This is a genomic window from Streptomyces albus subsp. albus, assembly GCF_000725885.1.
GTDB classification, from domain to species: domain Bacteria; phylum Actinomycetota; class Actinomycetes; order Streptomycetales; family Streptomycetaceae; genus Streptomyces; species Streptomyces albus.
This window is the reverse complement of sequence record NZ_JODR01000007.1, coordinates 73,707-86,208: the sequence shown is the minus strand read 5'-3', so window position 1 is coordinate 86,208 and position 12,502 is coordinate 73,707. Positions and strand designations below refer to the sequence as shown.

Here is a 12,502-nt window from a genome sequence, read left to right as displayed (position 1 = left end):
GCGGGAGCCGAACGGTGAGCGGCGGGGCGGGACCGCCCGCCGCCGCGGCCGTCGCCGCCGGGCTGGTGCCCCTGCCGGTGATCCTGCCGCTGTGCGCGGCCGGGCTGAAACTGGCGATCGGTGCCCGGCTGGAGCGGGTGCAGCGGTTCATCAGCGCGGCGGTGCTGACCGCCGTACTGGTGGTCTCGCTGCTGCTGCTGGTGGCCGCCGACCGGCACGGCCCGCAGGTGATGTTCGCGGGCGGCTGGGCGCCGCCGGTGGGGATCGTGCTGGTCGCCGACCGGCTGTCGGCGCTGATGCTCGTGATCTCCTCGTCCGTGACCCTGTGCGTGCTGGTCTACTCGGTGGGCCAGGGCATGGCCGACAACGACGAGACCACTCCGCTGTCCGTCTTCCACCCGTCCTATCTGGTGCTGGTCGCCGGGGTCTCGGACACCTTCCTGGCAGGCGATCTGTTCAACCTGTACGTCGGTTTCGAGCTGATGCTGACCGCCAGCTACGTCCTCATGACCATCGGCGGTACCCAGGCCCGTATCCGCGCGGGCGCCATCTACGCGATCGTCTCGCTGCTGTCGTCCATGCTCTTCCTGGCCGCCGTCGCCCTGGTGTACGCCGCCGCCGGCACGGTCACCATGGCGCAGCTGCCCGCCCGGCTCGACGCGTTGCCCGACAGCGTCGGCATGGTCATCCAGATCGCGCTGCTGGGCGTCTTCGCCATCAAGGCCGCCGTCTTCCCGATGGCGGCCTGGCTGCCCGACTCGTACCCGACCGCGCCCGCGCCCGTCACCGCCGTCTTCGCCGGGCTGCTGACGAAGGTCGGCGTCTACGCGATACTGCGCACCCAGACGCTGCTCTTCCCCGGGCACCGGGTCGGCGACGTGCTGATGACGCTCGCGCTGCTGTCCCTGCTCGTCGGCATCCTGGGCGCCGTCGCCCAGACCGACCTCAAACGGCTGCTGTCCTTCACCCTCGTCAGCCACATGGGCTACATGGTCTTCGGCATCGGACTGGCCACCCACGGCGGCATCTCCGGCGCCGTCTTCTACGTCGCCCACCACATCACCGTCCAGACGACCCTGTTCCTGGTGGCCGGGCTGATCGAACGCCGCAGCGGCACCACGGACCTGCAGAGCCTCGGCGGGCTGGCACGGCTCTCCCCGCTGCTGGCCGTCATGTTCTTCGTCCCCGCCATGAACCTCGCCGGCATCCCCCCGCTCTCCGGCTTCCTCGGCAAACTCGGACTGCTGCGGGCCGGCGTCGCCGACGGAGGAGCTCTCGCCTATGTGCTGGTGGCGGGCGGTACGGCCACCAGCCTGCTGACCCTCTACGCCCTCGCCAAGGCGTGGAACCTCGCGTTCTGGCGCGCGCCCACCCCCGAGATGTGCGCGGCCGGCACCGTGCTGGAGGGCGCCGAGGAGGACGACACCGGCCCGGACGAGGCCGACTCCACGCACCGCCCCCGCCGGCGCCGCCCGCCGCGCCGGCGCCCGATCCTCACCCGCAGCGGGGGCGCCGCCACCTTCGGCGGCCAGGAGATCACCACCAGCGCCACCCTGCCGCTGAGCATGACCGCCGCCACCGGGGCGCTGGTCCTGTTCGGACTGGCCTTCACCGTCCTGGCCGGCCCCCTGTTCGGGCTGACCGACCGCGCCGCCGACGAACTGATCGCACGCACCCCCTATGTGGAGGCGGTGAGAGAAGGATGACCTCTCCCCAACGGCTGCCCGAGACCAGCAGGCTGCGCGCCACGCAGTGGCCCATGGTGAGCGGACTGACACTGCTGTGGATGCTGCTGTGGGGCACCCCCACCCCGGCGAACATCGTCACCGGCGTCGTCGTCGCCCTGTTCGTCGTGCTGGTCTTCCCGCTGCCGCCCATCGAGAAGCAGGCCCGCGCCCATCCGCTGGGCATCCTGCGCTTCACCGCCCGCTTCGCCCTGGACATGGTGGTCTCCAGCTGGCGCATCAACCGCTACATCCTCGGGCCCGGACGCCCCCGCTGCGCCGTGCTGGGGGTGCGGATGCGCTGCCCCGGCGATCTGATGATGACGGCCACCGCGGTCGCCGTCACCGCCGTGCCCGGCAGCACCGTCCTGGAGGTGGACCGGCGGGCGGGCATCCTCTACCTGCACGTGCTGGGCGCCGAGCGGGAGGCCGACCGCCGGCGTGCGCGGCAGGACGCGCTGCGGCTGGAGGCCCGCGTCGTCGCGGCGTTCGGCACCCGCGCGGACAACGACGCCATCCGTGCCGCCGGGGACGTCGAGGAGGTGTTCGGCCGGTGGGGGTGAGCATGGCTCTTCGGCCGACTGCGGTGGGTGCGGGAGCCCGACCGCTGGCGGCGGGCACGGAGCTGAGCGCCTACGACGTGACAGCGGTCGTGATCGCCGCCCTGCTGGTCGGCGCCGGACTGATGGTCACCCTGCGGCTGGTGCTCGGTCCCACCACTCTGGACCGCGCCGTCGCACTGGACGCGCTGGTCGCCGTGGTGATGGCCGGGGTCGGTGTGCAGACGGCCGTGCAGGGCAACGCCTTCTACCTGCCCGTCCTGCTCGTCCTCTCCTTCCTCGGCTTCACCGGCTCCGTCGGCGTCGCCCGCTTCATGGCGCTGCGCGACGAGGCCGGTACGGGGGACGTGGACGAGAGCCAGGACACCGGCGAGGAGTCGGGCGGACCCGGGGAGGTGCGATGAGCTGGACCGTGGTGGCCGATGTGGCGGGCGCCTGCTTCATGCTGGCCGGCGCGCTGCTGTGCGTGGTCGCCGGTATCGGGCTGGTCCGGCTGCCCGACGTCCTCACCCGGATGCACGCCGCGACCAAACCGCAGTCCTTCGGCCTGCTGCTGGTCCTGATCGGCTCGGGACTGTGGCTGCGCAGCGCCGTCGACCTGGGCATCCTGCTGCTGGTCGGCCTCTTCCAGCTGACGACCTCCCCGGTGGCCGCCCACATGGTCGGCCGCGCCGCCTACCGGACGGGCCGGCTGGACCGGGAGGACATCGTCGTCGACGAACTGGACCAGGCGCTCCGGAAGGCCGCCGCCGAACAGGGCTCCGAGGAAAACCGCAGGTCAACGGGGTAAGTACGGCCTTCCTTGCTGGCAGCCCGGGGCGTTTCGTGCCTACTCTTCGAACGTCAGCGCGCGCCCGAAGGGCGCACGGTCCGACGCCGTCCGACGCTGTCCGAAACGTAAGGAGCCCAACCGGCCATGTCCGAAGCCGGGGTCTCGGACCCGACCCACGTCGCCCACCGCGACAACCACACCCACCGCGACGTCAACGGCGGCTGGCTGCGGCCCGCCGTCTTCGGCGCGATGGACGGACTGGTCTCCAACCTCGGGCTGATGACCGGCGTGGCGGGAAGCGCGGCCTCCCCGCAGACCATCGTGATCTCCGGCCTCGCCGGGCTGGCCGCCGGCGCCTTCTCCATGGCCGCCGGCGAGTACACCTCCGTCGCCTCCCAGCGCGAACTCGTCCTGGCCGAGCTGGAGATCGAACGGCGTGAGCTGCGGCGCAGCCCCGGCGAGGAGATCAAGGAACTCGCCGCGCTGTACGAGGCACGCGGCGTCGACGCCGACCTGGCCCTCCAGGTCGCCGAACAGCTGCACCGCGACCCGGAGCAGGCGCTGGAGATACACGCCCGGGAAGAGCTGGGCATCGACCCCGCCGACCTGCCCTCGCCCACCGTCGCGGCCGTCTCCTCGTTCCTGTCCTTCTCCCTGGGCGCCGTCCTCCCCGTCCTCCCGTACCTCTTCGGCACCACCGCCCTGTGGCCCGCCGTCGTGCTGGCGCTGATCGGCCTGTTCGTCTGCGGCGCCGTCGTCGCCCGCGTCACCGCCCGCCCTTGGTGGTACAGCGGCCTGCGCCAGCTCGGCCTGGGCGCCGCGGCAGCGGGCGTCACCTACGGCCTGGGCACCCTCTTCGGCGTCGCCGTCGGATAGCGGCTCCCGTCGCGCCGCACGGATGCCGACCGCCCGGATGCCGACCGGCACCATCGGCGACTCCCGCGACCCGGGCGAGTGGGGTCGGTGGCTCCTCCGGGGCGCGTCGATTGCGCGGAGGGTGGTCAAGTCCGAGCCCGGAGGATGCTGAGTCGCGGGTCAGGAGGCAGTCAACGCGCCGGAAAACCCGCCGACAATTCCACAGACACCGATCAGTACCGCCGCCCACCCCACGAGACGAATGTTCCACGGTTGGGCACTGGGACGTGTGTAGTGAGTCCGGGACAAATGGTGGAAATACTTTCCGGTCAGGCCTTTGTAGTTCAACCCAAGGGGAAGGCCGACGAGAACGAGCAGTATTCCAATGACGCCGGGGAGCATGCTATTTCCTGCCCTTCTTGGATGATTCCCGCAGGGCGGCCCCGGATGTACGGGTGACGCCTGTGTTCACCACGCGACCAGCACGTACGCAGGGAGATGACAGTTTGGTGTTGACCGATCAGTCAAGGGAGCGCTGCCCAAGAATCTACGCGGTTTGACGGCGGTGTTTCTTGTGACGCCCGCGTCTGCCTCCGTGCGGCGTACCCACCCCGAAAGTGGACAGGTGGCCGGCAACGCTTGCAGCACGTTGGTCACCTGTCTCCGCCGCTTTCCGTCACTCGCGTGACCGGGACATGTGAGCAAGCTTGGCTCGATCGTCAGGGGAGGGGGGCTGTAGGGCGCGCCGGCCGGACGCGCGGATGGGATCGGAGCTACGTGCCGCAGACGCTCGCAGCCTGTGCCCCAGGTGTGGCCGCTATGAGAACGCAGCGCCGTTGATCACGTCCCCGCCCAGAGTCCGTGCGCTCTGCGAGTTCATCTCTTGGCCGAGCCGTGCAGTGGAAGCCCCGCTGGTGCTGTCGGGATGGCCGGCGGTGTGCACCGGGCTGCCCCGCGGGGGTCGGGGGATGGGAAGGTGTGGGGGCTCGTTGGGGTGTGATGGAAAGGAATCCTCGACATGGCCGTGATCCACCAGACCGTTCTCAAGCCGACCAAACTGGAGCTCCTGACCGCGTGGCTGCCCTCGCGTCCGTGGTACCGCGGGGGTGTGGACGGGCCCGAGCCGGTCAATGCCGGAGGGTTCCGGCTGGACGACCCGGAGGGCGAGGTCGGGATGGAGTTCATCGTGGTCAACGACGCCTCCGGCGCCGAACCGGCCACCTATCTGGTGCCGCTCACCTACCGGGGCGCCCCGCTGGAGGGGGCGGAGCACGCCCTCGTGGGCACCATGGAGCACGGCGTGCTGGGGCGGCGCTGGGTGTACGACGGGTGCCACGATCCGGTGCTGGTCGCCCAGTTGCTGGCTCTGTTCGAGGGGCGGGCGACGGCTCAGGACCAGAACGTCAGCGACGCCCCCGACCGGGAGATCACCGTCTCCCATACGGGCGCCGTGCCGCCCGCCGCGGACTTCGCCGCCGGCGTCGACGACCAGGCCGGCACCGAGCTGGCCACCGCGCAGGGTACGGTCCTGCGTCTGCACCGCGTCCTGCGGCCCGCCCCGGACGGGCCGCAGGTGCCTGAGCAGGGCGCGGCCGGGCACGTCTCGGGTGCCTGGCAGTCGCCCGACGGCTCCCGGGCCCGCGGGGTGTTCGCCGTGCTGCAGGCGGGGCAGCGGTAGCGGCGGGGGCATGCGCCCGGGGCCGGCGCCGGGTTGTGCCCGGCGTCGGCCCCGGCGCGTAGTGGCCGGTTTTTCCGTGACGGCCGGTGGTGAGGGGCCGGGGGCTGGTGCCCCTCGCCACCGTGCACTTTCCCCTCGCCACCGTGCACTTCCCCGTGGCCGGTCCGGGGCGGGTCCCGGGAGCCGTCGGGCCGCTGCCGGCCGGCTCGCTCACAAGGGGGGCAGGGCGGGTGCGGCGGGGGCGCGTACGGGGCCGGCGCCGCCCCGGGAGGGGTCGTCGCACCCGCTTCTTTCCGTCGGCAGTGGCGCAGGTCACAGCACGGTGGGCGGGTCCCGGTGCATGATCCGCGTGTTACCCGGCGGTTTCATCGTGCGCCGGGGCGGGCATTAGTCCGTAACGCCGTCGGCAACGACGCCGCGGCGATCTGTTTCTCGCGCGACGACGCGCGAGGGAAAATCCGCTCGTTCTTCACGGGGCCGACCCCAGCCCCGAACCCACTGTGCAGGTCCCGCCGGTCCCATAAGGGCCGGTGTTGCCGCGTCGGCGTAACCGGACGCCTCTGTGCGCGGTCCGTTGGAGTGACGTTCTCCGCGTCCACATGGCGAGACATGGCTTCCACTTTCCGGGAAGTCGCCGACCATGTAACCTGCACGAACATTTCAGCCATATGAGGGCCAACGTCGTCCCTCGGTACGTACCACTGCCACGAGACGACGGGAGCTGCCGATGCGTGCTGTGCCGACAGCGGACTGGGCCGCCCACCGCCCTGCCAAGCAGGGGATGTACGACCCCCGATACGAGCATGACGCCTGCGGTGTCGGCTTCGTGGCGACCCTGACCGGCGAGGCCAGTCACGATCTGGTCGACAAGGCGCTGACCGTGCTGCGCAATCTTGAGCACCGGGGCGCCACGGGGTCCGACCCCGACACCGGTGACGGCGCCGGAATCCTGCTCCAGATCCCGGACGCGTTCCTGCGCGAGAACGTCCCGTTCACCCTGCCCGAGGCCGGGAAGTACGCGGTTGGTACCGCCTTCCTGCCCCACGAGGACGACGACGCCGAGGCCACCGCCGCAGCCGTCTCACGCATCGAGACGCTGGCGTCCGAAGAGGGGCTCACCGTCCTCGGCTGGCGCGAGGTGCCCGTCGCACCCGGGCTGCTCGGCCCCGGCGCCCGCGCCACCATGCCCACCTTCCGCCAGCTGTTCGTCACCGACGCCGAGGGCGAGCGCGAGGGCATCGCGCTGGACCGGCCGGCGTTCGTCCTGCGCAAGCGCGCCGAGCGCGAGGCCGGCGTCTACTTCCCCTCGCTGTCCGCCCGCACCCTCGTCTACAAGGGCATGCTGACCACCGGGCAGCTGGAGCCGTTCTTCCCCGACCTGTCCGACCGGCGCTTCGCCACCGCCATCGCGCTGGTCCACTCGCGGTTCTCCACCAACACCTTCCCGAGCTGGCCGCTGGCCCACCCCTACCGGTTCGTCGCCCACAACGGCGAGATCAACACCGTGCAGGGCAACCGCAACTGGATGCGGGCCCGCGAGTCGCAGCTGAGGTCGGAGCTGTTCGGCGGCCACGAGACGCTGGAGCGGATCTTCCCCGTCTGCACCGAGGGCGCCTCCGACTCGGCCACCTTCGACGAGGTGCTGGAACTCCTCCACCTGGGCGGCCGTTCGCTGCCGCACTCGGTGCTGATGATGGTGCCCGAGGCGTGGGAGTCCGCCGAGTCGCAGGACTCCATGGACCCCGCCCGCCGCGCCTTCTACCAGTACCACTCCACGATGATGGAGCCCTGGGACGGCCCCGCCTGCGTCACCTTCACCGACGGCGTCCAGGTCGGCGCCGTTCTCGACCGCAACGGGCTGCGCCCCGGCCGCTACTGGGTCACCGACGACGGACTCGTCGTCCTCGCCTCCGAGGTCGGCGTCCTCGACATCGACCCCGCCAGGGTGGTGCGCAAGGGCCGCCTCCAGCCCGGCCGGATGTTCCTGGTGGACACCGCCGAGCGCCGCATCATCGAGGACGACGAGATCAAGGCCGCCCTCGCGGCCGAACACCCCTACCAGGAGTGGCTGGACGCCGGCCTCGTCGACCTGGCGGACCTGCCCGAGCGCGAGCACATCGTGCACACCCACGCCTCCGTCGCCCGCCGCCAGCAGACCTTCGGCTACACCGAGGAGGAACTGCGGGTCCTCCTCGCGCCGATGGCCCGCACCGGTGCCGAGCCCATCGGTTCCATGGGCACCGACTCGCCCATCGCGGCGCTCTCCACCCGGCCGCGGCTGATCTTCGACTACTTCACCCAGCTGTTCGCGCAGGTCACCAACCCGCCGCTGGACGCCATCCGCGAGGAACTGGTCACCTCCCTGCACTCCCCGCTGGGCCCGCAGGGCAACCTGCTGGAGCCCACGCCGGCGTCCTGCCGCAGCGTCACCCTGCCGTTCCCCGTCATCGACAACGACGAGCTGGCCAAGCTCATCCACGCCAACGCCGACGGCGACATGCCGGGCTTCAAGTCCGCCACGCTCTCCGGGCTCTACCGTGTCGCCGAAGGAGGGGACGGCCTCGCGGCCCGGATCGAGGAGATCTGCGCGGAGGCCGATGCGGCGATCGAGGCCGGAGCCCGGCTCATCGTGCTGTCCGACCGGCACTCGGACGCCGAACACGCGCCGATCCCGTCCCTGCTGCTGACCTCCGCCGTGCACCACCACCTCATCCGTACCAAGCAGCGCACCCAGGTGGGGCTGCTGGTGGAGGCCGGTGACGTGCGCGAGGTCCACCACGTGGCACTGCTCATCGGCTACGGTGCCGCCGCCGTCAACCCCTACCTGGCCATGGAGTCCGTCGAGGACCTGGTCCGCGCCGGCACCTTCCTCCCGGGCGCCCCCGGCACGCCGGGCCCCGGCGGCACGGAGCCCGGGGAACAGCTCGCGCCCGAGCAGGCCATCCGCAACCTGATCTACGCACTCGGCAAGGGCGTGCTGAAGGTGATGTCCAAGATGGGCATCTCCACCGTCGCCTCCTACCGCGGCGCCCAGGTGTTCGAGGCGGTCGGGCTCGACCAGGCGTTCGTGGACCGCTACTTCCACGGCACGACCACCAAGATCGGCGGCGCCGGGCTCGACGTCATCGCCCAGGAGGTCGCCGCCCGCCACGCCAAGGCGTACCCCGCCTCCGGCATCGCCCCGGCCCACCGCACGCTGGACATCGGCGGCGAGTACCAGTGGCGGCGCGAGGGCGAACCGCACCTGTTCGACCCGGAGACCGTCTTCCGCCTCCAGCACTCCACCCGGCAGCGCCGCTACGACATCTTCAAGCAGTACACCCGGCGCGTCGACGAGCAGTCCGAACGGCTGATGACGCTGCGCGGCCTGTTCTCCTTCAAGAGCGGCCGGCCCTCGATCCCCGTCGAGGAGGTCGAGCCCGCCAGCGAGATCGTCAAGCGGTTCTCCACCGGTGCCATGTCCTACGGCTCCATCTCCCAGGAGGCGCACGAGACGCTGGCCATCGCCATGAACCAGCTCGGCGGCAAGTCCAACACCGGCGAGGGCGGCGAGGACCCCGAGCGGCTGTACGACCCGGCACGGCGCTCCGCGATCAAGCAGGTGGCCTCCGGCCGGTTCGGCGTCACCTCGGAATACCTCGTCAACGCCGACGACATCCAGATCAAGATGGCGCAGGGCGCCAAGCCCGGCGAGGGCGGCCAGCTGCCCGGCCACAAGGTCTACCCGTGGGTGGCCAGGACCCGGCACTCCACACCCGGCGTCGGCCTCATCTCACCGCCGCCGCACCACGACATCTACTCCATCGAGGACCTCGCCCAGCTCATCCACGACCTGAAGAACGCCAACCCGGCCGCCCGCATCCACGTCAAGCTGGTCAGCGAGGTCGGCGTCGGCACGGTGGCCGCCGGGGTGAGCAAGGCACACGCGGACGTCGTCCTCATCTCCGGACACGACGGCGGCACCGGCGCCTCACCGCTGACCTCCCTCAAGCACGCCGGCGGCCCCTGGGAGCTGGGCCTGGCCGAGACGCAGCAGACCCTGCTGCTCAACGGGCTCCGCGACCGGATCGTCGTACAGACCGACGGCCAGCTCAAGACCGGCCGCGACGTGGTGATCGCCGCGCTGCTGGGCGCCGAGGAGTTCGGTTTCGCCACCGCCCCGCTGGTCGTCTCCGGCTGCGTCATGATGCGGGTCTGCCACCTGGACACCTGCCCGGTCGGTATCGCCACCCAGAACCCCACGCTGCGCTCGCGGTACAGCGGCAAGGCCGAGTACGTCGTCAACTTCTTCGAGTTCATCGCCGAAGAGGTCCGCGAACTCCTCGCCGAACTCGGCTTCCGCACCCTGGAGGAGGCCGTCGGCCACGCCGAACTCCTCGACACCTCCCGCGCCGTGGACCACTGGAAGGCCCAGGGCTTCGACCTGGCACCCCTGCTGCACGTGCCCGAACTGCCCGACGGCGCCGTCCTCCACCAGGCCACGGCCCAGGACCACGGGCTGGAGAAGGCGCTCGACAACCAGCTGATCAAGCTGGCCGCCGACGCGTTGCAGGCCGACACCGCCGAGGCCGCCCAGCCGGTCCGCGCCCAGATCGCCATCCGCAACACCAACCGCACCGTCGGCACCATGCTCGGGCACGAGGTCACCAAGAAGTTCGGCGGCGCGGGACTGCCCGACGACACCATCGACCTCACCTTCACCGGCTCCGCCGGCCAGTCCTTCGGCGCCTTCGTCCCGCGCGGCATCACCCTGCGGCTGGAGGGCGACGCCAACGACTACGTCGGCAAGGGACTGTCCGGCGGCCGGATCATCGTCCGCCCCGACCGGGGCGCCGACCACCTGGCCGAGTACTCGACCATCGCCGGCAACACCCTCGCCTACGGCGCCACCGGCGGCGAGATCTTCCTGCGCGGCCGGGTCGGGGAACGCTTCTGCGTCCGCAACTCCGGCGCGCTGGTCGTCTCCGAAGGCGTGGGCGACCACGGCTGCGAGTACATGACCGGCGGCGCGGCCGTCGTCCTGGGCTCCACCGGCCGCAACTTCGGCGCCGGCATGTCCGGCGGCGTCGCCTACGTCGTCGACCTCGACCCGGGGCACGTCAACGCCGGGCTGCGCGGCGCCGTCGAGGACCTCACCGACGAGGACAGGACGTGGCTGCACGAGGTCGTGCGCCGCCACCAGGAGGAGACCGGCTCCACCGTGGCCGCCGCCCTCCTCGCCGACTGGGACGGACCCGAAGGAGCCGCACGCCGCTTCCGCAAGGTCCTCCCCGCGACGTACAAGGCCGTGCTCGCCGCCAAGGACGCCGCCGAGCGAGCGGGACTCAGCGAGACCGAGACCCACGAGAAGATGATGGAGGCGGCGACCCATGGCTGACCCCAAGGGCTTCCTGACCACCGACCGCGAGGTCGCACCCACCCGCCCGGTCGAAGAACGCGTCAAGGACTGGAACGAGGTATACGTCCCCGGCGCCCTGCTGCCCATCATCAGCAAGCAGGCCGGGCGCTGCATGGACTGCGGCATCCCCTTCTGCCACAACGGCTGCCCGCTGGGCAACCTCATCCCCGAGTGGAACGACTACGCCTACCGCGGCGACTGGACGGCGGCGGCCGAACGGCTGCACGCCACCAACAATTTCCCGGAGTTCACCGGGCGGCTGTGCCCCGCGCCCTGCGAGTCGGCGTGCGTCCTGGGCATCAACCAGCCGCCGGTCACCATCAAGAACGTCGAGGTCTCCATCATCGACAAGGCGTGGGAGACCGGCGGCGTCACCCCCCAGCCGCCCGAGCGGCTGTCCGGCAAGACCGTGGCCGTCATCGGCTCGGGCCCCTCCGGTCTGGCCGCCGCCCAGCAGCTGACCCGCGCCGGCCACACCGTCGCCGTCTACGAACGCGCCGACCGCATCGGCGGACTGCTGCGCTACGGCATCCCCGAGTTCAAGATGGAGAAGCGGCACATCAACCGGCGCATCGAGCAGATGCGCGCCGAGGGCACCAAGTTCCGCACCGGAGTGGAGATCGGCCGCGACATCGACGCGCGGAAGCTGCGCAAGCGGTACGACGCGGTCGTCATCGCCGCCGGCGCCACCACACCGCGCGACCTGCCCGTACCCGGCCGCGAACTCAACGGCGTCCACCAGGCCATGGAGTACCTGCCGCTGGCCAACAAGGTGCAGGAGGGCGACTACGTGGAGCCGCCGATCTCCGCCGCGGGCAAGCACGTCGTCGTCATCGGCGGCGGCGACACCGGCGCCGACTGCGTCGGCACCGCGCACCGGCAGGGCGCCGCGTCCGTCACCCAGCTGGAGATCATGCCCAGGCCGGGCGAGGAGCGGGACCCGGCCCGCCACCCCTGGCCCACCTTCCCCCTGCTCTACAAGGTGACCTCCGCCCACGAGGAGGGCGGCGAGAGGGTGTACTCCGTCAACACCACCCACTTCGAGGGCGACGAGGACGGCAACGTCCAGTGGCTCCACCTGGTGGAGGTCGAGATGACGGACGGCAAGCCGGTGCCCAAGCCCGGTACGGAGCGCCGCATCCCCGCCCAACTGGTCACCCTCGCCATGGGCTTCACCGGCGTCGACCGGGAGAACGGTCTGGTCGAACAGTTCGGCGTCGAACTCGACGCGCGGGGCAACGTCGCCCGCGACGGCGACTACGCCACGAACGTCCCCGGCGTCTTCGTCGCCGGGGACGCCGGGCGCGGCCAGTCGCTCATCGTCTGGGCCATCGCGGAGGGCCGTTCCGCCGCCAAGGCGGTGGACCGTTACCTCACCGGCGAGGCCAGCACCCTTCCCGCCCCGATCCGCCCCACGGACCGGGCACTGACGGTCTGAGCCTTCTCTGGTACTTCGGTACTTCGGTACTTCGGTCTTCGGTACTTCCGTACAAGGGCGTACGGACACACACGGCG

8 protein-coding genes are annotated in these 12,502 nt (G+C 71.3%); all 8 read left to right on the top strand.

The window, feature by feature from the left end; genetic code table 11:
• Nucleotides 1-14: 14 nt before the first annotated feature.
• Nucleotides 15-1,706: a Na+/H+ antiporter subunit D gene (locus tag IO40_RS0108680; RefSeq protein ID WP_016468393.1), complete on the top strand. Its 1,692-nt coding sequence runs from the start codon at nt 15-17 to the stop codon at nt 1,704-1,706.
• Nucleotides 1,703-2,287, top strand: a complete 585-nt coding sequence (locus IO40_RS0108675; protein ID WP_016468392.1) for a Na+/H+ antiporter subunit E — start codon at nt 1,703-1,705, stop codon at nt 2,285-2,287. The genes IO40_RS0108680 and IO40_RS0108675 overlap by 4 nt, the downstream gene beginning before the upstream one ends.
• Nucleotides 2,288-2,289: 2 nt before the next feature.
• Nucleotides 2,290-2,688 (top strand): MrpF/PhaF family protein, encoded by a 399-nt coding sequence (locus tag IO40_RS33360; protein WP_078565652.1) that lies wholly within the window; start codon nt 2,290-2,292, stop codon nt 2,686-2,688.
• Nucleotides 2,685-3,074, top strand: coding sequence for a monovalent cation/H(+) antiporter subunit G (gene mnhG, locus IO40_RS0108665; RefSeq protein WP_016468390.1), 390 nt, complete (start codon nt 2,685-2,687; stop codon nt 3,072-3,074). Before IO40_RS33360 ends, mnhG begins: the two co-directional genes overlap by 4 nt.
• A gap of 126 nt (nt 3,075-3,200) precedes the next feature.
• Nucleotides 3,201-3,932 carry a VIT1/CCC1 transporter family protein gene (locus tag IO40_RS0108660; protein WP_016468389.1) on the top strand — a complete coding sequence of 244 codons (732 nt, stop codon included), beginning with the start codon at nt 3,201-3,203 and terminating at the stop codon, nt 3,930-3,932.
• Nucleotides 3,933-4,929: 997 nt separating this feature from the next.
• The gene (locus IO40_RS0108655) at nt 4,930-5,589 is read left to right on the top strand and encodes a maltokinase N-terminal cap-like domain-containing protein (RefSeq protein ID WP_031175200.1); all 660 of its coding nucleotides are present in this window, start codon (nt 4,930-4,932) and stop codon (nt 5,587-5,589) included.
• 727 nt (nt 5,590-6,316) lie between these two features.
• A complete protein-coding gene (gene gltB, locus IO40_RS0108650; protein WP_078659698.1) occupies nt 6,317-10,966 on the top strand; it encodes a glutamate synthase large subunit in 4,650 nt (1,549 codons plus the stop codon).
• Complete coding sequence (locus tag IO40_RS0108645; RefSeq protein ID WP_016468385.1) at nt 10,959-12,425, top strand: glutamate synthase subunit beta; 1,467 nt, start codon at nt 10,959-10,961, stop codon at nt 12,423-12,425. Before gltB ends, IO40_RS0108645 begins: the two co-directional genes overlap by 8 nt.
• The last annotated feature ends 77 nt before the right edge of the window (nt 12,426-12,502 follow it).